General features: G+C 68.6%; 21 protein-coding genes. 18 read left to right on the forward strand and 3 right to left on the reverse strand.

Annotation, left to right across the window (positions count from 1 at the left end; genetic code table 11):
- Nucleotides 1-6: 6 nt before the first annotated feature.
- From ABIE51_RS16650 to flgA, 3 genes are all read right to left on the reverse strand, one after another.
- Nucleotides 7-339 carry a flagellar protein FlgN gene (locus ABIE51_RS16650; RefSeq protein WP_192631527.1) on the reverse strand — a complete coding sequence of 111 codons (333 nt, stop codon included), beginning with the start codon at nucleotides 337-339 and terminating at the stop codon, nucleotides 7-9.
- A 10-nt stretch (nucleotides 340-349) separates the two neighbouring features.
- On the reverse strand, nucleotides 350-667 hold the full coding sequence (gene flgM, locus ABIE51_RS16655; RefSeq protein WP_115843515.1) for a flagellar biosynthesis anti-sigma factor FlgM: 318 nt from the start codon (nucleotides 665-667) through the stop codon (nucleotides 350-352).
- An 88-nt stretch (nucleotides 668-755) separates the two neighbouring features.
- Entirely contained in the window at nucleotides 756-1,424 is a 669-nt protein-coding gene (flgA, locus tag ABIE51_RS16660) for a flagellar basal body P-ring formation chaperone FlgA (protein ID WP_192631528.1), read from the reverse strand.
- 348 nt (nucleotides 1,425-1,772) lie between these two features.
- Between flgA and ABIE51_RS16665 the strand changes: the two genes are divergently transcribed.
- From ABIE51_RS16665 to ABIE51_RS16750, 18 genes are all read left to right on the forward strand, one after another.
- Nucleotides 1,773-2,699 (forward strand): chemotaxis protein, encoded by a 927-nt coding sequence (locus ABIE51_RS16665; RefSeq protein ID WP_115843519.1) that lies wholly within the window; start codon nucleotides 1,773-1,775, stop codon nucleotides 2,697-2,699.
- 146 nt (nucleotides 2,700-2,845) lie between these two features.
- Nucleotides 2,846-3,205 carry a flagellar basal body rod protein FlgB gene (flgB, locus tag ABIE51_RS16670; RefSeq protein ID WP_115843521.1) on the forward strand — a complete coding sequence of 120 codons (360 nt, stop codon included), beginning with the start codon at nucleotides 2,846-2,848 and terminating at the stop codon, nucleotides 3,203-3,205.
- 11 nt (nucleotides 3,206-3,216) lie between these two features.
- Nucleotides 3,217-3,624: a flagellar basal body rod protein FlgC gene (flgC, locus tag ABIE51_RS16675; RefSeq protein ID WP_115843523.1), complete on the forward strand. Its 408-nt coding sequence runs from the start codon at nucleotides 3,217-3,219 to the stop codon at nucleotides 3,622-3,624.
- Nucleotides 3,625-3,656: 32 nt separating this feature from the next.
- Nucleotides 3,657-4,319, forward strand: a complete 663-nt coding sequence (locus tag ABIE51_RS16680; protein ID WP_192631529.1) for a flagellar hook capping FlgD N-terminal domain-containing protein — start codon at nucleotides 3,657-3,659, stop codon at nucleotides 4,317-4,319.
- Nucleotides 4,320-4,392: 73 nt separating this feature from the next.
- Nucleotides 4,393-5,616 (forward strand): flagellar hook protein FlgE, encoded by a 1,224-nt coding sequence (gene flgE / locus ABIE51_RS16685; protein WP_115843527.1) that lies wholly within the window; start codon nucleotides 4,393-4,395, stop codon nucleotides 5,614-5,616.
- 30 nt (nucleotides 5,617-5,646) lie between these two features.
- Entirely contained in the window at nucleotides 5,647-6,390 is a 744-nt protein-coding gene (locus ABIE51_RS16690) for a flagellar basal body rod protein FlgF (protein ID WP_115843529.1), read from the forward strand.
- A 170-nt stretch (nucleotides 6,391-6,560) separates the two neighbouring features.
- Complete coding sequence (gene flgG / locus ABIE51_RS16695) at nucleotides 6,561-7,346, forward strand: flagellar basal-body rod protein FlgG (RefSeq protein WP_115843532.1); 786 nt, start codon at nucleotides 6,561-6,563, stop codon at nucleotides 7,344-7,346.
- 8 nt (nucleotides 7,347-7,354) lie between these two features.
- On the forward strand, nucleotides 7,355-8,038 hold the full coding sequence (gene flgH / locus ABIE51_RS16700; RefSeq protein ID WP_192631530.1) for a flagellar basal body L-ring protein FlgH: 684 nt from the start codon (nucleotides 7,355-7,357) through the stop codon (nucleotides 8,036-8,038).
- A gap of 273 nt (nucleotides 8,039-8,311) precedes the next feature.
- Nucleotides 8,312-9,448 (forward strand): flagellar basal body P-ring protein FlgI, encoded by a 1,137-nt coding sequence (locus tag ABIE51_RS16705; RefSeq protein ID WP_502913311.1) that lies wholly within the window; start codon nucleotides 8,312-8,314, stop codon nucleotides 9,446-9,448.
- Nucleotides 9,449-9,569: 121 nt separating this feature from the next.
- Entirely contained in the window at nucleotides 9,570-10,517 is a 948-nt protein-coding gene (gene flgJ / locus ABIE51_RS16710) for a flagellar assembly peptidoglycan hydrolase FlgJ (protein WP_192631532.1), read from the forward strand.
- 2 nt (nucleotides 10,518-10,519) lie between these two features.
- Nucleotides 10,520-12,400 carry a flagellar hook-associated protein FlgK gene (flgK, locus tag ABIE51_RS16715; RefSeq protein WP_192631533.1) on the forward strand — a complete coding sequence of 627 codons (1,881 nt, stop codon included), beginning with the start codon at nucleotides 10,520-10,522 and terminating at the stop codon, nucleotides 12,398-12,400.
- Nucleotides 12,397-13,596 carry a flagellar hook-associated protein FlgL gene (gene flgL, locus ABIE51_RS16720; protein ID WP_192631534.1) on the forward strand — a complete coding sequence of 400 codons (1,200 nt, stop codon included), beginning with the start codon at nucleotides 12,397-12,399 and terminating at the stop codon, nucleotides 13,594-13,596. Before flgK ends, flgL begins: the two co-directional genes overlap by 4 nt.
- Nucleotides 13,597-14,021: 425 nt before the next feature.
- Nucleotides 14,022-15,203: a flagellin gene (locus ABIE51_RS16725; protein ID WP_192631535.1), complete on the forward strand. Its 1,182-nt coding sequence runs from the start codon at nucleotides 14,022-14,024 to the stop codon at nucleotides 15,201-15,203.
- Between the two features lie 168 nt (nucleotides 15,204-15,371).
- On the forward strand, nucleotides 15,372-16,694 hold the full coding sequence (gene fliD, locus ABIE51_RS16730; protein ID WP_115843542.1) for a flagellar filament capping protein FliD: 1,323 nt from the start codon (nucleotides 15,372-15,374) through the stop codon (nucleotides 16,692-16,694).
- A 24-nt stretch (nucleotides 16,695-16,718) separates the two neighbouring features.
- Nucleotides 16,719-17,111, forward strand: a complete 393-nt coding sequence (fliS, locus tag ABIE51_RS16735) for a flagellar export chaperone FliS (protein WP_115843544.1) — start codon at nucleotides 16,719-16,721, stop codon at nucleotides 17,109-17,111.
- An 8-nt stretch (nucleotides 17,112-17,119) separates the two neighbouring features.
- A complete protein-coding gene (locus tag ABIE51_RS16740) occupies nucleotides 17,120-17,422 on the forward strand; it encodes a hypothetical protein (RefSeq protein ID WP_157031060.1) in 303 nt (100 codons plus the stop codon).
- A complete protein-coding gene (locus ABIE51_RS16745; protein ID WP_115843548.1) occupies nucleotides 17,419-17,979 on the forward strand; it encodes a PilZ domain-containing protein in 561 nt (186 codons plus the stop codon). Before ABIE51_RS16740 ends, ABIE51_RS16745 begins: the two co-directional genes overlap by 4 nt.
- Nucleotides 17,980-18,219: 240 nt before the next feature.
- Nucleotides 18,220-18,849 carry a response regulator transcription factor gene (locus ABIE51_RS16750; protein WP_192631536.1) on the forward strand — a complete coding sequence of 210 codons (630 nt, stop codon included), beginning with the start codon at nucleotides 18,220-18,222 and terminating at the stop codon, nucleotides 18,847-18,849.
- The last annotated feature ends 428 nt before the right edge of the window (nucleotides 18,850-19,277 follow it).

Here is a 19,277-nt window from a genome sequence, read left to right on the forward strand (position 1 = left end):
GGGAAATCAGACCGACACGTTGAGCCGGCTGTGCGGCTTCGCGCCCGACTGCCCGGTGGCGTCGTAGGTGGTGTCGGCGTCCAGGCGGCCGAGGTGGCGCAGCGCCCAGTTCACTTCGCGGCGGCGACGCGCGAGCAGTGCGCCGTTGGCATGGTTGAGCTCGCTCAGCGCGAGCACGCGCGGTGCGTCGTTCGCCGCGGCGCCGGCGTGTTCGGCCGCGCGCAGCGCTTCGAGCTTGGCCTGCGTGGAACGCAGCAGCGCCTCGACGTCGTGGTCGAGCAGCGCGCGACGCTCCTCGTTGAGGGCGGACTCGAGTGCGTCGAGCGGGTGCGCGTTCATCCGCGGTGGCTCACTTGGACAGCGCGTTCTCGAGCGACAGCATGCGATCGGCGATCGCCTGCGGGTCGACCTTGTAGCTGCCGTCGGCGAGCGAGGTGCGGATGGCGTTGACCTTCGCCACGTCGATGCCGGCCGGGGCCGCGCCGAGCTCGCGCTCCAGCGCCTGCAGGTTCGTGGCATCGCCGGTCAGGCGCATCTGGTCGGCCGCGGCGGTGGCGCCGACAGGCTGGCCGCGGTCGGCACCGGAGCGCGACTGCACGGACGTGCTGCCGGTCGCTTCGATCTGGCGCAGGGCGGGCGACATGGCGCCGTCGATCTTGTGGGTCATGGCTGACTCCTTGAGAACGTGTTCGAACTGGATAACGGCCGCCCGCGGCCGGACTTGAGGGGAAAACCTGACAACTTTGTAAGGAACGTCACAAATTGACTTCCACGAGCCCGGGACCCGCCACGCGGCCCCGGATGATACGGCGCGAGGCGGTGTTCTCGACCGAGATGGTCGATCCCAGCTTCCCCGCGCCCATCGCGCGGCCGCCCATGCGCACTTCCATGCCGCCGGCGCGCGAGACCAGCGTGACCGGATCGCCGCGCTTGAGCGCGTCGTCCCCGCCCACATCGTCGGCCTGCAGCACCGCACCGGCCGACATCGCCTTGCGGAGGCGCTTGCCGACCAGGGCGGCCGGGTCGGTGACGACCGGGCCTTCGCTGGCGCCCAGTTCGCGACGCTGCACCGCCAGGTGTTCCGGCCCGATCGGCTCGTCGCCGCGGACGGGCCGGGCGAGGACGACCACATCGGCCTCGCGCCGCACCCGCACCGGCACGTAGAGCTGCCACCCCGGGGTATCGGCACAACGCACGGCCACTGAAGTCGGCCCGGTGACGGTCGCCGCCAGCGGCTGCGCGCACGCGGGCATGCGCAGTCGCGAATCGACGGCCGCCTCGGCCTGCCCGTTCGCGGCCGTCGCGCCGAGGGCGGCGATCGCGGCGTCGCGGATGGACCCGACCGGCTGGAACTCGCCCGCGACCGCCCACGACGGCGCCAGCGCCACGAGGGCGGTCAGCAGGACGTTGAGGATGGCGCGCATGGCGGGCTCCGGAGAGATTCGAAGCGTGCGTGCAGGATTTGTGCCGGAACGCCTTCCCGCCAATCGCCGTCATTCCCGCGAAGGCGGGAATCCAGGGACGTTTCATGCTTTCCCCGGAGCGCCGCAAGTTGCGGGATGCGAGGCGCGACCCCGCGACCTGACGTCTGGCCAGTGAAGCGCGGAAAGTCCCTGGATTCCCGCCTTCGCGGGAATGACGAGCAAAAGCATCGAGGGAATGACGGGCCAGGGCGTCGGGGAATGGCCGGCAGCGTCATCCCGCTCCCGGCCCGCCCCTTGCACCGCCGCCGGCATGCTCAAGTCCCGCCGTCCCCGGCCGACAACCCGACCATGAGTCAGGACCTGCTCGACCGCATCGACCAACGCACCCGCCTGGCCGGCCACAACCGGCTGGCGCTGCTGCTGTTCCGCCTGGGAACGCGTCAGCTTTTTGGCGTGAACGTCTTCAAGGTGCAGGAGGTCCTCCCGCGCCCGCCGCTGTTCACCCTGCCGCAGTTGCCGCCGGCCTTCAGCGGCGCGGCCGACGTGCGCGGGCGCAGCATCCCGGTGCTCGACCTTGCGCGCGCCATCGGCCATGGCGACGCCGACTCGGTCGAACCGAAGTACCTGGTGGTCACCGAATTCAACCGATCGGTCCAGGGCTTCCTGGTTTCGGCCGTGGACCGCATCGTCAACATCGCGGTGCAGGACATCCACCCGCCGCCGGAGCACGGCGCCGAGCAGCACTACCTCACCGGCGTCACGCGCCACCACGGCGAGCTGATCCAGCTGATCGACGTGGAAAGCGTGCTGGCCGAGTCCGCGCCGCGCGCCAGCGACGCCGACCGCATCGCCCCGCTTGCCGCCACCAGCCCGACCGCCCCGCGCGAAGTGCTGGTGGTCGACGACTCGCGCGTGGCGCGCAACCAGATCCGCCTGGTGCTGGAGCAGCTGGGCCTGGGCTCGACCCTGCTGTCCGACGGCCGCCAGGCGCTGGAGCACCTGCAGGCGCTGGTCCTGAGCGGCATCGACCCCCACGAGCGTTACGCCATGGTCATCTCCGACATCGAGATGCCCGCCATGGACGGCTACACCCTGACGACGGAAATCCGACGCGACCCGGCCCTGCGCGACATGTTCGTGCTGCTGCACACCTCGCTGTCGGGCGTGTTCAACCAGGCGATGGTCGAGCGCGTGGGCGCGGACGACTTCGTGCCCAAGTACTCCGAACACGAGCTGGCCCAGCGCGTGGCGGCTCGGGTGAATGCGCTGGCTTGAAGCCGTGATTTGTGATTCGTGAAGGGTGATTCGCAACACCAGCCTCCGCCGCCGGCCTCGGCGAATCACGAATCACGAATCACCAATCACGGCCCTCTGGCACGCGCCTTGCCTCTGCTCCGGGTGAACCCGACCCCGGAGGCGTCATGTCCGATTTCCTTGGCATCCACGGCACTGCGCTGGCCCTGCGCGAGCAGCGGCTGCAGTTGCTGTCGGCCAACCTCGCCAACGCCGATACCCCCGGCTTCAAGGCGCAGGACCTGGACTTCACCTCGGCGCTGCAGTCGGCGCTCCAGCCCAATGCCGCCGCCGGCGACGCCATCGACGCCGCATCGCAGGGCGCACGTTTCGCCCGGCCCAGCAGCCAGCCCAGCGTCGACGGCAACACCGTCGATGGCGAGCGCGAGCACGCGCTGTTCGCGCAGGCGGCGCTGGAGTACCGCGCCTCGCTGACCTTCGTCGAATCCAAGGTGCGCGGAATGCTCACCGCGATCACAGGCCAGTAAGGGGAACGCGCATGAGCAACCTGCCTATTTTCGACGTCGCCGGTTCGGCGATGAACGCGCAGTCGGTGCGGCTGTCGACGATCGCCTCCAACCTCGCCAACGCCGACTCCGTCGCGGGCAATCCGGACGAGGTCTATCGCGCCAAGCAGCCGGTGTTCCGCGCCGAAGGCGTGCCGGGCGATCCCTCGCTCGCCGGCGTCAACGTCACCGAAGTGCGCGAGAGCACCGACGCGCCGCTCAAGCGCTACGAACCCGGCCACCCGCTCGCCGACGCGCAGGGCTACGTGTACGCGCCCGCGGTCGATCCGGTGGCGCAGATGGTCGACCTCATTTCCGCTTCGCGCAGCTACCAGGCCAACGTCGAGGTGTTCAACAGCGCCAAGGAACTGGCGTTGTCGACGTTGCAGATGGGCCGTTGACCGCGCGCCGCCGAACCTGACCAGGACTTCCGATGACTTCCATATCCGACTTCGTCTCGACCTACGGCGCCAGCGCCACCGGCACCGACACCACCAAGAAGTCCGACTCGCTCGGGCAGGCCGATTTCCTGCGCCTGATGACCGAACAGCTGCAGCACCAGGACCCGCTCAATCCGATGGAGAACAGCGAATTCCTCGGGCAGCTCGCGCAGTTCTCCACCGTGCAGGGCATCCAGGGTCTGCAGACGTCGATGGACGGCTTCAAGGGATCGCTCGCCACCGACCAGATGCTGCGCGGCGCCTCGCTCGTCGGCCGCAGCGTGCTGGTGCCGTCGGCCAAGATGGCGCTGGGCGCCGAGGGCAGCGTCAACGGCGTCGTCGCCGCGCCCGATGCCGGCACCGTCACCTTCGACATCACCGATGCCAACGGCCAGAGCGTCCGCAAGATCACCGTGCAGGCCGAAAAGGCCGGCGAAGTGGCTTTCGAATGGGACGGCAAGGACGCGAGCGGCAACCGCCTCGCGGCCGGCAGCTACGGCGTCACCGCGACGATCGGCTCGGGCGAAACGAAGAAGGACCTGAGCACCTACGTCGAGTCGCGCGTGGACAGCGTGACCGTCGGCAGCGACGGCGTGTTCCTCGACCTGGCGGGGCTGGGCACGGCACCGCTGGATTACGTGCTCCGCATCCGCTGACGAACCGCAGCCCTCACCCCAAACCCCTCTCCCGCTCGCGCGAGAAGGGCTTCCTCTCTCCGGAGAACATCCAATGGGTTTCAACACTTCGCTGTCCGGCATCAACGCCGCCAACGCCGACCTCAACGTCACGGCGAACAACATCGCCAACGTCAACACGACCGGCTTCAAGGAATCGCGTGCCGAGTTCGCCGACCTGTTCTCGTCGACCGCGTACGGCCTGTCGCGCAACGCGATCGGCTCGGGCGTGAAGCTGAGCAACGTCGCGCAGCAGTTCTCGCAGGGCAACATCGATCCGACCGGCCGTGGCCTGGACGTCGCGATCGACGGCGAAGGCTTCTTCGTGCTGAACGACAACGGCGCGCGCGTGTATTCGCGCGCGGGCAACTTCCAGCCCGATCCGAACGGCTTCATCGGCACGCCCGACGGCAAGCGCCTGCAGGTGTTCGCGCCCAACGCCAACGGCAACGGTTTCGACGTCGGCCGCCTGGTCGACCTGCAACTGCTGACCACCACCAGCCCGCCGCAGGCGTCGGGCAACGTCGACATGCAGGTGACGCTGCCGGGCAACGCGGCCGCGCCGACGGTCACGCCGTTCGATCCGACCGACACCAATACCTACAACCACTCCACCGGCGGCGCGACGGTGTACGACTCGCTCGGCGTCGGCCACGTGCAGACGTCCTACTTCGTGAAGACCGCCAACCCGAACGAGTGGCAGGTGCACAACTACATCGACGGCACCGCCGTCGGCGCGCCGACGACGCTGCAGTTCAACGGCTCCGGCGCGCTGGTGACGCCGGCGAACGGCCAGATCACGATGGCGCCGTTCACCCCGACCACCGGCGCAGGCGTCATGAACCTGACGCTGAACCTGTCCGGCTCGGCGCAGTACGGCTCGGCCTTCGCGCTGCGCGAGATCAACCCCGACGGTTATGCCGCCGGCAAGCTCAACGAGATCGACATCGACTCCACCGGCGTGGTCTACGCACGCTTCTCCAACGGCGCCGACCAGGCGCTGGGCCAGGTCGCGCTGAGCACGTTCACCAACCCGCAGGGCCTGCAGCCGCAGGGCAACAACGTGTGGGCCGAAACCTACGCGTCGGGCGATCCGCGCATCGGTGCGCCGGACACCGCCGACTTCGGCGTGCTGCAGTCCGGCGCGCTGGAAGCGTCCACGGTCGACCTCACCGAACAGCTGGTCAACATGATCACCGCGCAGCGCAACTTCCAGGCGAACGCGCAGATGATCTCGACGCAGGACCAGGTCACCCAGACGATCATCAACATCCGCTAAGCGCGGGTGGGATGACACAGGAGGTCCGCCATGACCGACCGCGCGCTCTACATCGCGATGACCGGCGCCAGCACGTCGCTGAAGACGCAGGCGTCGGTGTCGCACAACCTCGCCAACGCGAACACGGTGGGGTTCCAGGCGACGCTCGCCGGTTCCACCGCCACGCCGGTCAAGGGCAACGGCCACGCCTCGCGCGTGGCCGCCGCATCCCAGACCTACGGCGTCAGCGACACGCACGGCGCGATCCTCAATACCGGCAACACGCTGGACGTCGCGCTGAACCAGGATCGCTGGCTCACCGTGCAGGACGCGCAGGGCAACCCCGCCTACACGCGCGCCGGAAACCTGGCGATGAACGCCAACGGCCTGCTGACCAGCAACGGTCGCCCGGTGCTCGGTGCCGACGGCGCGCCGCTCACCGTGCCGCCGTACCAGTCGATGGACATCGCCAGCGACGGCACGATCTCGATCGTTCCCCAGGGCCAGCCCGCCAACACCATCGCCGAAGCGGGACGCCTGGGCGTCGTGCAGGCGCGCACCGCCGAACTGGTGCGTGGAGACGACGGCCTGATGCGCCCGGCGAACGGCCAGCCGCCCGCCCCCGCCGCGGGCGATTCGCTCACGCCCGGCGCGGTGGAGAACAGCAACGTCGAGGCGACCTCGATGCTGGTGCAGATGATCCAGACCGCCCGCGCGTTCGAGATGCAGGTACGCGTCTTGCAGAGCGTGGATGAGAACGCACGCAGCGCGAATTCGTTGCTGGGCTCGCGCTGATAGCGGTTCTTGAGGGCCGCGCCTTCACCGTCATCCCGGCGAAGGCCGGGACCCAGGCCCGTAACGCATCGATCCACAACGCTCGACCACTGACGCCTTCCCAGCCTGGGTCCCGGCCTTCGCCGGGATGACGGAAGAAGAAGGGCTTCATCGAACAGGAGACACACGCCATGACCCAGGCTCTATGGATTGCCAAGACCGGCCTCGACGCGCAGCAGACGCGCATGGCGGTGATTTCGAACAACCTGTCCAACGTCAACACGACCGGTTTCAAGCGCGACCGCGCCGAGTTCCAGGACCTGCTGTACCAGACCGTCCGCCAGCCCGGCGGCGCGACGTCCGAGCAGACGCAGGCGCCGACCGGCCTGTCGACTGGCACCGGCGTGCGCGTGGCGGCGACGGCGAAGGAGTTCTCGCAGGGCAACCTCAACGTCACCGGCGGCGCGCTCGACGTCGGCATCGACGGGCGCGGTTTCTTCGAAGTCCTCATGCCCGACGGCAGCAGCGCCTACACGCGCGACGGCAGCTTCAAGCGCAATTCGCAGGGCGAGATGGTGACCAGCGACGGTTATCCGGTGCAGCCGGGCATCCAGTTTCCCGAAGGCACGCAGAGCGTGACCATCGGCGCCGACGGCACCGTGTCGGTGAAGGTGCAGGGCCAGGCCGACGACGTGCAGGTCGGCGCGCTGACGCTGGCCGACTTCGTCAATCCGTCGGGCCTGCAGGCCATCGGCAAGAACCTGTTCGTCGAGACCGGCGCCAGCGGTCCGGCGCAGCAGGGCGCGCCGGGCACCAACGGCATCGGCCAGCTCGCGCAGGGCCAGCTGGAAGGCTCCAACGTCAACGTCGTGGAAGAGCTGGTGTCGATGATCGAAACCCAGCGCGCGTACGAGACCAACGCCAAGGCGATCTCGACCACCGACTCGATGCTGGGCTTCCTCAACAACAATCTGTGAGTGCAGCCGTGAACGCGTTCTTCCGTCTTTCCATCGCCGGTGCGACGCTCGCGCTGGCCGGCTGCGCCGCCGTCGTCGGCGACGTGCGCCCGTTCGCGCCGATGGCCGCGCCGCCCACGGCGATCGTCGCCCCGGCCGCGCCCGCCAGCGAAGGCTCCATCTACGCCAGCCGCAGCCTGCGCCTGTTCGAGGACAACAAGGCCCGCGACGTCGGCGACCTCGTCACGATCGTGCTGGTGGAGAACACCAGCGCGCGCGCCCAGGCGAACACGTCGGTGAGCAAGGAATCGGGCATCGACATGGCCGCGCCGACCATCGCCGGCGTGCCGATCACCTACAAGGGCAACCCGATCCTCGAAGCGTCGGTCGAGGGCTCGCGCGACTTCCAGGGCGCCGGCAACAGCACGCAGAGCAACCGCCTCAGCGGTTCGGTGACGGCGACCGTCATCCAGAACCTGGGCAACGGCAACCTGCTGGTGCGCGGACAGAAGCAGCTGCGCCTGAACCAGGGCGACGAGCTGATCCAGGTTCAAGGAATCGTGCGGACGGCCGATATCGGTCCCGACAACCGCATTTCCTCCGATCGCGTGGGCGACGCGCAGATCGTCTATGGCGGCCGCGGCACGCTCGCGCGTTCCAACGCGATGGGCTGGCTCGGCCGGTTCTTCAATTCCGCCGTTTACCCGTACTGAGGAGGGGCCATGGACAGTCGTGATTCCTCCCGGCAACTACGGGCTTCGAGCCCCTCTCCCCACGGGAGAGGGGTTGGGGGTGAGAAGGCGCCGCTTGCGAACCACTGGTTCGCGCGCCTTCGAACGCCCGAACGCTGTGCGTTCGGGCCGGGCAGGGGCAACGAAGCGGACGCGGTGAACCGTCGTTCCGTGACAGTGCAGCGCGGCAGCCTCGGGCTGTCCCACCTGGTAACGAAGATCAAAATGGGTTCCAGCTTTCGCTGGAATGACGGTGTGCGGAAGTGGCCCAAAGGCTCCGGCCTCATCGCTTACGCCCTCGCCTGCACCATCGCCGGCCTCGCGCTCACGCTCGCCGTCGTTCCGCCGGCGCGTGCCGAGCGCATCAAGGACCTCGCGCAGGTTGCCGGCGTTCGCGGAAATCCGCTGATCGGCTACGGCCTGGTCGTGGGCCTGGACGGCAGCGGCGACCGCACCAGCCAGACGCCCTTCACCGTGCAGAGCCTGAAGACGATGCTCGACCAGCTCGGCGTCAGCATTCCGCCGGGCGTGAACCCGCAGCTGAAGAACGTCGCCGCCGTCGCGATCCACGCCGAACTTCCGCCGTACGCCAAGCCGGGCCAGCCGATCGACGTCACCGTGTCGTCGATCGGCAACGCCGGTTCGCTGCGCGGCGGCAGCCTGCTGATGGCGCCGCTGAAGGGCGTCGACGGCCAGGTCTACGCCATCGCGCAGGGCAGCCTGGTCGTGTCGGGTTTCGGCGCGTCGGGCAAGGACGGCTCGCGCATTTCGGTCAACGCGCCCAACGGCGGCCGCATTCCCAATGGCGCGATCGTCGAACGCGCCGTCGCCGGCGCGCCGGCGTCGGGCAACGTCACGCTCAACCTGCACGAAGCCGACTTCACCACCGCCGCGCACATCGTCGACGCGGTCAACCGCGAGTTCGGCAACGGCCGCGCCCGCGCCGTGGACGCGGTGACCATCGAGGTCGCGCCGCCGGCCGACGGCGACCGCGTCGGTTTCCTGGCGAAGCTCGAATCGCTGGACGTGAGCCCGGGCGCCGCGGCGTCGAAGGTCATCGTCAATTCGCGCACCGGCACCGTCGTGATGGGCGGCAACGTCAGCGTGCTGCCGGCCGCGGTGTCGCACGGCTCGCTCACGGTGTCGATCTCCGAGAACACGCAGGTCAACCAGCCCAACGAATTCAGCCGCGGCCAGACCGTGGTGACGCCGCAGTCCACCGTCGAAGCCAGCCAGGACGGCGGTCGCATGTTCCTGTTCCAGGGCGGCACGTCGCTGGAGCAGATCGTCCGCGCGGTGAACGCCGTGGGCGCCGCGCCCGGAGACATCGTGGCGATCCTGGAAGCGCTCAAGCGCGCCGGCGCGCTTCGGGCGGAGCTGGAGGTGATCTGAGTGGCATTGGCCCGCCAGCGCCGCATCCGGAACCCGGGGTCGCATCGCGCCTCCGGGTTTCGCGCGTTGAAGGTGCGCCCGCCACATCGCGTCACGGCACAACTCTTGCCTTGACCCCACCATGCACCTGCGCCCGACCACCGCACAGCCGCTCTCGACGACCGACGCCCCGCGCGCCGACCGTTCGCGCGTGGAATACGCGGCGCAGCAACTGGAAGCGCAGTTCGCGCAGATGCTGGTCAAGTCGATGCGCAGCGCGTCCTTCGGCGATTCGCTGATGGGCGACAACTCGACCTACCGCGACATGTACGACCAGCAGCTCTCGCGCGAGATCGCCAAGGGCCGCGGCCTGGGCCTGGCGCCGATCATCGTCCAGCAGCTCACGCGCAACGCCGGCGGCGCCAGCGCCACCGTGACGCCCGAAGGCGGCTTCCCGATGACGCCGGCCGCCTCGCCGATGTCGCTGTCGCTCACGCCCAGCAGCGACGGCGTATCGCTGCCCGGCATCGCCGCGCCCGCCCTGCCGCGCGTGGAAACGCCGCAGGTCGAATGCGATCCCAACGCAAAGCTCGACTGCTCCAGCCCCGAAGCCTTCGTGCGTTCGGTCTGGCCGCACGCGCAGCGCACGGCGCAGGAACTGGGCGTGGATCCCAAGGCGCTGGTCGCGCAGGCCGCGCTGGAAACCGGCTGGGGCCGTCGCCTGGCGAAGGGCGGCGGCGACGCCACCTCGCACAACCTGTTCGGCATCAAGGCCGGTTCGAAGTGGAGCGGCAACCGCGTCAACGCCGGCACGCACGAATACGTGGACGGCCAGCGCGTCAGCGAGCGCGCCGACTTCCGCGCCTACGGTTCCATCGGCGAGAGCTTCGCCGACTACGCGAAGCTGCTGAACAACCCGCGCTACGCGCAGGCGCGCGCGGCCGGCGGCGACACGCGCCAGTTCGCGCAGGCGCTGCAGAAGGCCGGCTACGCCACCGACCCCGCCTACGCCGCGAAGATCAACGCGATCGCCGAAGGCGCCACGCTCAACCGCGCGCTCGCCGCGCTCGATGGCAACACGAGAGGCTGACGATGGCCAATGTCCTGTCCACCGGCACCGGCGCCCTGATCGCGTTCCAGCGCGCGCTGGCGACCGTGAGCCACAACGTCGCCAACGTCGCGACCGAAGGCTATTCGCGCCAGCGCGTCGAACTGTCGACGCGCTCGCCCACCGACATGGGCTACGGCTACGTCGGCAACGGCGTGCAGGTGAGCGACGTGCGCCGCATCGCCGACCAGCTCGCGAACACGCGACTGCTGGAAAGCGGCGGCGAACTCGCCCGCGCGCAGCAGCTGTCGGGCCTGGCCTCGCGCGTGGACACGCTGTTCTCCGACAAGGCGACCGGCCTTGCCGGCGTGTGGTCGAACTTCTTCGACGCCACGACCGGACTGACCAGCAACGCGGCATCGTCCGCCGCGCGCGAGGACGTGCTGTCGGACGCGAAGGCGCTCACCGCGCGCTTCAAGCAGCTCAACAACCAGCTCGATTCGCTGAGCAATGAAGTCAACAGCGGCCTGCGCAGCAGCGCCGAGGAAGTCAACCGCATCGGTGCGGAGATCGCGCGCCTCAACGGGGAGATCGTCAGCAACCCGAACAACGTCTCCAACGACCTGCTCGACCAGCGCGACCGCCTGGTCTCGCAGATGGTCGGCTTCACCGGCGGCACCGCCGTGCAGCAGGGCGACGGCTCGCTCAACGTCTTCACTTCCGGCGGGCAGGCGCTGGTGGTGGGCAACACGTCGTCGAAGCTCACCGTCGCGACCGATCCCTATCGTCCCGAACGCGTGCGTCTTGCACTGGACGGCAACGGCCAGCAGATCCAGCTCAACGATTCCTCGCTGGGCGGCAAGATCGGCGGCCTGATGGATTTCCGCAGCGACGTGCTCGATCCGGCGCAGTCGGAACTGGGCCGCATCGCGGTGGGGCTCGCCGAGGCGTTCAACCAGCAGCACCGCGCCGGCATGGACCTCAACGGCCAGATGGGCACGGACTTCTTCACCGTGCCCGCGCCGCGCGTGAACGGCAACGCAAACAACACCGGCACCGGCACGCTGACGGCGAGCGTCGGCGATCTGTCGAAACTCGACGCGCAGAACGTCGTCCTGAAATTCGACGGCACCGCGTGGAGCGCCACGCGTTCCGACACCGGCGCGAATGTGCCGCTCACCGGTACCGGTACCGCCGCCGATCCGCTGGTGATCAACGGCGTCGAACTCGTCGTCGGCGGCGCACCGGCGTCGGGCGACCGCTTCCTGCTGCAGCCCACTGCGGGCGCGGCCGGCGGCATCAACGTCGCCATCGACGATCCCAACCGGATAGCAGCAGCGACTCCGGTGAAGGCGAAGGCCGAACTGGACAACGTCGGCACCGGCCGGATCGGTTCGGTGAAGGTCACCGATTCGACCAACGCCAACCTGCTGACGCCGGCCGACATTGAATTCATCGACGGCACGCAGTACACCGTCAACGGCACCGGACCCTTCACCTACACGCCGGGCCAGCCGATCAACGCGAACGGCTGGAGCCTCAGCCTCGACGGCGTTCCCGCCGCGGGCGACAGGTTCAGCGTGGGCAGCACGGGCGCCGGTTCCAGCGACAACGGCAACGCGATCGCGCTGGGCAACCTCGACGATGCGAAGGCCTTGAACGGCGGCACGGTGTCGCTCAACGGCGCGATCGGCGGCCTCACCACCACCATTGGTTCCGCCGCACGCCAGGCCGACTACGCCGCCGATGCGCAGCAGGTGTTGTACGACCAGGCGCAGGCCGCGCGCGATTCGATTTCCGGCGTGAACCTCGACGAGGAGGCGGCCAACATGCTGCGATTCCAGCAGGCCTACCAGGCCGCCGCGCAGGTGATCTCAACCGCCGACACCATGTTCCAGTCCCTGCTCAGCGCGGTGCGCGGATGAACAATCGTATTTCCACGGCCGGCGCTTACTCACTGCAACTGGGCACGATGCTGCGCAAGCAGGCGGGCCTGTCGCACACGCAACAGCAGCTCGCGCTGGGCCAGCGGCTGGTCACGGCGAAGGACGATCCGGTCGCCGCCGGCACCGCGGTGTCGCTCGATCGCGCCACGGCCGAGCTGGAACGCTTCGGCGAGAACGCGAACCTGCTCGGCAATCGCCTGAACCTCCAGGAAAGCGTGCTCGCGCAGGCTGGCGATCGCCTGGCGCGCGTGCGCGAGCTCACCATCCAGGCCAACAACGCCGCGATGTCGAGCGACGACAAGAAGGCGATCACCGCCGAACTGAAGGTGATCCGCGAAGAACTCATCGGCCTGGCCAACAGCCAGGACGGCAGCGGTCGTTATCTGTTCGGCGGCACCGCCGACGATCACGCGCCGTTCGTGGTGAGCGGCGGCAACGTCAGCTACACCGGCGACCAGCGCCAGCGCGAGGTCGAGATCGCACCGGACCAGTTCGTGTCCGACACGCTGCCGGGCAGCGAGCTGTTCATGCGCGTCAAGACCGGCGACGGCCGCATCGACGGCAGCGCCGCCACGACCAACGCCGGCAGCGGCGTGCTGATGGAATTCGGCCTGGACGATTCGGGCAGCTGGAACGGCGCGAGCTACAGCGTCGTGTTCACCGCGCCCGATGCGTACGAACTGCGCGATGCGGGCGGTGCGGTGATCGGCACCGGCACCTACGCCAGCGGCGAAGGCATCAACGTCGGCGGCCTGAACCTGCGCATCGACGGCGCACCGGCCGCGGGCGACAGCTTCTCCGTCGGCCCGGCGAAGACCAACGACGTGTTCGGGATGATCGACGACCTCGTCGGCGCGCTGGAAATGCCCGACGACTCCCCGCAGCAGCGCGCGGCGCAGCAGAACGCGCTGCAAGCCTCCTTGCGCGATGCGGCGACGGCGCAGGAGCACTTCATCGACGGGCGCGCCACCGGCGGTGCCCAGCTGGCGGCGATGGACAGTGCGGCCGACCTGCGCGAAGCGCAGTCGGTCACGCTGGAAACCACGCTGTCGGGCATCCGCGACCTGGACTACGCCGAGGCGATCAGCCGCTTCCAGCTGGAAAGCACGGCATTGCAGGCGGCGCAGCAGGCCTTCATGCGGCTGCAGTCGAGTTCGCTGTTCGATCTGATGTGACGTTCTCGAGCTGCGTGATTCGTGATTGGTGATTCGTGATACGGAAAAACCGGCGTTTGTAGCCCGGGTAAGGCCGAAGGCCGCACCCGGGGCAACGGCTCCGGCGAGGTAAACCCCGGGTGCGCTCCGCGTACCCGGGCTACAGCAGCTGGCGTATTCGAGCGATGGATTCCGCTTCGCGGGAATGACGGCGAAGAAGCAGGGTTGGAACCAGGATCGACGTCGAAACCGTGACGTTTCACACGAATCCCGAATCCCGACTCCCCAATCACGGCTTGTGTCAACCAGGAGCTAAAGGTTTCCCCAGGGGCACCGATATCTAGGTCAGCAGCGGCAAGGGCCGGCAACACCGACCAACCACTGCGGTATTTGCCGGCCGGCGAGCGCTTCGCCGGTGCCCTAACCGAAACCTACGGAGAATCACCATGGCACAAGTCATCAACAGCAACGTGATGTCGCTCAACGCCCAGCGCAACCTGGGTACCAGCAGCGCCAGCCTCGGCACCACCATCCAGCGCCTGTCGTCGGGCCTGCGCATCAACAGCGCGAAGGACGACGCGGCCGGCCTGGCGATCTCGGAGCGCTTCAGCACGCAGATCCGCGGCCTCGACGTCGCCGTGCGCAACGCGAACGACGGCATCTCGCTGGCCCAGTCGGCCGAAGGCGCGATGGTCGAAATCGGCAACAACCTGCAGCGCGTCCGCGAGCTGTCGGTGCAGTCGGCCAACGCCACCAACTCGCAGTCCGACCGTGACGCGCTGAACGCCGAAGTCACGCAGCTGGTCTCGGAAATCGACCGCGTCGCCAACCAGACCAACTTCAACGGCACCAAGCTGCTCGACGGCTCCTTCGCCGGCGCGCTGTTCCAGGTCGGCGCCAACTCGGGCCAGACCATCGCCGTCAACAGCATCGTCGACGCCAACGCCAACGCGCTGGGCAAGGCCCAGTTCGCCGCCGCGCAGACCTCGACCGCCGCCGTTTCGACCGGTACCGCGACCGCCACCGGCACGCTGGCCAGCATGGCCGTCAACGGCGTCACGATCGACACCGTCGACATCGGCGTGGGCGACACGGGCGCCGACGTGGCCAAGAAGATGGCCGCTTCGATCAACGACAAGATGGACCAGACCGGCGTCTACGCCTCGCTGGATTCCAGCAACAAGCTGACGCTGACCTCGATCACCGCGGGCAAGGACTTCTCGTTCACCGCCGGCACGCTGACGGGCGGCACGGGCATCACGATGGCCGAAGCCGGCATCGCCGCCACCGCCACCGCCTCGGCGGGCAGCACGAAGTACATCAAGGACCTGGACATCTCCAGCTTCACCGGCGCGCAGCAGGCCATGGAAATCGTCGACAAGGCCCTGACCAGCGTCAACTCCGCCCGCGCCGACATGGGTGCGGTGCAGAACCGCTTCACCTCGACCATCGCCAACCTGCAGGCGACGAGCGAGAACCTGAGCGCCTCGCGCAGCCGCATCCGTGACGCGGACTACGCCAAGGAAACCGCCGAGCTGACCCGCACGCAGATCCTCAGCCAGGCCGGTACCGCGATGCTCGCCCAGGCCAATGCCGTACCGCAGAACGTCCTCAGCCTGCTGGGCTGATCCACCGCCGGAAGGGGCGCGCGAACCGCGCCCCGATGGCACCCCGGTGGGATGCGCGCGAACGCATCCCTCCGGCTTTTTCCGAAAGGAGTCGCCATGACCGCTCATCGTTCGCCCCGTCCCCTGCCGCCGCGCGCGGTGCACGGTCGACGCGGAGGGTAAGCGGTCATGGCCATTTCCACGCTCGGCTCGGGCATCGACATCCCGTCGCTGGTGTCCCAGCTCGTCGCCGCCGAACGCTCCCCGATCGAAAGCCGCATCGCGCGCGGCGAGAACGCCGCCAAGACGCAGCTGTCGGCGATGGGCTCGCTCAAGAGCATCTTCTCCAGCCTGCAGACCTCGCTGGAAAAGCTGCGCAAGGACGGCGGCACCGACGCCCGCACGGCCACCGTGCAGGACAAGGCCGGCTTCACCGCCTCGGCCGACACCACCGCGACCGTCGGCGAGTACAAGATCGAAGTCGAATCGCTCGCCAGCGCGCACCGCCTCACCTCGCCGGCGAAGGCCGCCGACGCGAAGATCGGCACCGGCAAGCTCGTCATCGAGGCCGGCGACACGAAGATCGAAGTGGACATCGCCGACGGCCGCAACACGCTGTCGGACATCCGCACCGCCATCAACACCGCCGCCGCCGGCAAGGGCGTGCAGGCGAGCCTGGTCAACGCCGACGGCGGCCAGCACCTGGTGCTCACCGCGGTCGATTCGGGCCTGGAAGGCAAGCTGCGCGTGACCACCAGCGGTGGCGACGGCGGGTTGTCGGCACTGGTCTACGACCCGGGCGTGCAGACGTCGATGACCGAAACCGTCGCGGCGAAGGACGCCGTGGTGAAGGTGGACGGCCTGACGCGCACGTCCAGCAGCAACAGCCTCACCGACCTGCTGCCCGGCGTGACGCTCAACCTCACCGAAGCCAAGCCCGGCGAAACCTTCAGCCTGAAGGTCGCCACCGACGACGCCGCGGTGCAGAAGACGCTGCAGGCGTTCGTCACCGCATACAACGCCTCGATCAGCCTCACCAAGTCGCTCACCGCCTACAACGCCGAGACCAAGACCGCCTCGGCGCTCACCGGCGATTCGATGGTGCGCGGCCTGCAGAGCTCGCTGCGCAACATGGCCAGCGAGAACGTGGTCGCCTTCAAGGCCTTGGGTCTGTCGATCAACACCGACGGCACCCTCGCGCTCAACACCAGCACGCTGACCAAGGCGCTGGGCGAGGATCCGGGCGCGCTGTCGCGCCTGTTCTCGGGCGAGGAAGGCTACGGCGCCGACCTGGAAGGCATGCTCGACAGCGTGCTGGAAACCGACGGCCTGCTCGACTCGCGCAGCGACAGCCTCAACGCGCGCCTGAAGACGTACGACAAGCAGTACGAGGACCTGGATCGCCGCATGGAATCGCTGCAGACCCGCTACACCGCGCAGTTCACCGCGATGGAGCAGATGGTCACCCAGCTCCAGGGCTCCAGCGGCTTCCTTTCGCAGCAATTCGGCTAAAAGAAATACCAGGAGCTCATCGTCATGCTCGGCGCCAACCGCAATTACGCCAACCAGTACCGCAGCACCGGCGTCAGCGCCGCGGTGCTGGAGGCCGATCCGCATCGCCTCGTCGCGCTGATGCTGTCGGGTGCGCGCGATCGCATCCGCCTGGCCGGCGCGTGCCTGGAACGCGGCGACATCCCGCGCAAGGCCAAGGCCATCAGCGACGCCAGCGGCCTGATCACCGGCCTGAGCGGCGCGCTCAACCTCGACGCCGGCGGCGAGATCGCGCAGGGCCTGCAGTCGCTGTACGACTATGCGCAGCAGCGCCTGCTGATCGCCAACAGCGACAACGACGCCGCCGCGCTGACCGAAGTGGACGGCCTGCTGGGCGACATCGAATCGGCCTGGCTTGCCATCGCGCCCAAGCCATGAACCACGCCATGACCCACGCCGCCACGCCTGCCGTTCCCGCCCTGCCCGAAGCGCAGGTGCGCGCGGCGATGCACGCGCAGCAGTGGGAGCTGGCGATCGAACTGCTCGCCGAGCACGACCGCGTGCTCCGCGAGACGCTCGGTTCGGAAAAGCTGTCGGGCCTGTCGGCCGAACCGTGGCGCGACCTGCTGGCGCAGCAGCAGGCGCTGCTGGCCGACCTGGTGGTGATGCGCGACGAAACCGCGGCGATCCTCGCGCGCATGGGCCGCGAACGTCGCGGCGCCCTCGCCTACCGGAGCCTGGCCGGATGACCTCGCAGTCGGCGGATCTGGAACTGTTCGACGACGTGCTGGTCCACCAGGACCGGCGTCCGGCGGCGTTCCTGCCCGGTCCGACCAACACCGCCGCCGCGCACGTCGCCGCGGCGCATGCCGAAATGCTGCTCACCTCGCTGGCGCTGAGCGACAACGCGCGCAGCGAGGACGGCGACGAACACGCCGAACCGTCCTCCGCGCTGCAACGCGTCGAGGCCAAGCTCGACCTGGTGCTGGGCCTGCTCGGCACGATGCTGCGCGACCGCGGCGACCTTCCGCCGCCGACCGTGCTGCGCTGGTCCACGCGCGGCGCGCGCATCGACGTCCTCGGCGACGCGCTGGCGATCCGTCCCGGCGCCCGCGGCACGTTGCGCGTGCAGCCGGCCGACTGGCTGCCGGATTGCATCGAACTGCCGGCGCACGTGATCGCCGCCGAAGGCGCCCGCGTCTGGATCGCCTTCGAACCGATGGCACCGACGCTGGCCGACGCCCTGGAGCGTCACCTGTTCCGCCTACATCGCAAGCAGGTCGCCGAGAGCCGGCGCCTGCGCTGACCCCCGCGACACCCGGAGCGTGGAACATTCGCGTTCGCCGGGCCTTCAATCCCCAAAATGAATGCGACAGGCCTGACAAAAAGGCCCATACCGGTGCGTCCGGTCCTCGCGGGCACGGTGAAACATTTGTCAGACCCGTCACATTCCGGAAGTGAGCGAATGGTCCCTTCGCGTCACCTCGGCTAAGGTGCCCCGACGGAGAGTTGACGCTTTTGGGGAACGGAGTTGGGCTCGGGGCTGTTGCGCGTACTGATATGCGACGACCACACACTCGTGCGGGCTGGACTGCGGCGTCTGCTGGAGTCCTTCGCCGACATCGAAGTCGTGGCCGAAGCCGCCAATGCCGACCAGGCCGTGGTCGGCTCGCGCCAGCACCAGCCGGACATCGTCCTGCTCGACCTCTCCATGCCCGGCCGCAGCGGTTTCGAGGCGCTGGTGGAACTGCGCCGCGACCATCCGGACTGCCGCGTGGTGGTGATGTCGATGCACGACGATCCCACCCACGTGCGTGAAGCCCTGGCCCGAGGTGCGAGCGGTTTCGTCGTCAAGGAAGCCGCGCCGGCCGAACTGGAAATCGCCATCCGCGCCGCGGCCGCCGGCCGGACCTACCTCAGCCCGCAGGTCTCGGCGCCGCAGTTGTTCGCGCGCCCGCGCAGCGAGGAAGGCGTCGACGCCCTGCCGCCGCGCCAGCGCGAGATCCTCGCCGCATTGGGCGCCGGTCGCACCAGCAAGCAGATCGCCGCCGACCTCGGCATCAGCGTCAAGACGGTGGAAACCCACCGCGCCCGCATCATGGCCACCCTCGGCTGCCGCAACGCGATCGAACTGCTGCGCATGGCGATGCGGCTGCACGATCGGCCGACGGGCTAAGGTTTTTCTTCGCCGGGTGGCGGCCTACCGCCAGCTGTACGCAGGGTCGGCGCACGTCTGCGCTTCCCGCAGCCGGCGTACTTCATGTGCCGCGGCCTGGCCTTCAAGAACCCGTCATCCCGGCGAAGGCCGGGATCCAGGCTTGTAGGGTTTGGGCACTCCGACGTTGGCGAACCATCATCCTCGTCATTCCAGCGGAAGCTGGAATCCATCTGGCTTCTGCGTTCTGTCTAAAGCCACACCGCAGCGCTGTTCGGCAATGAGCATTCACCGGTAGCGCTTCGTTACCCCTCACCCCAACCCCTCTCCCGATGGGAGAGGGGCTCAAAGCCGTCGCCCCGGCTGTGGCTTTTGCTTTGCTTTTGCTTTGCTGTTGCTGTTGATCTTGATCAGCGACTTAAAGCGAGCCGAGCACCGCAGCCAAAGAG

Origin of the sequence: Lysobacter sp. OAE881, assembly GCF_040546665.1 — a bacterium.
GTDB lineage: Bacteria > Pseudomonadota > Gammaproteobacteria > Xanthomonadales > Xanthomonadaceae > Lysobacter_J > Lysobacter_J soli.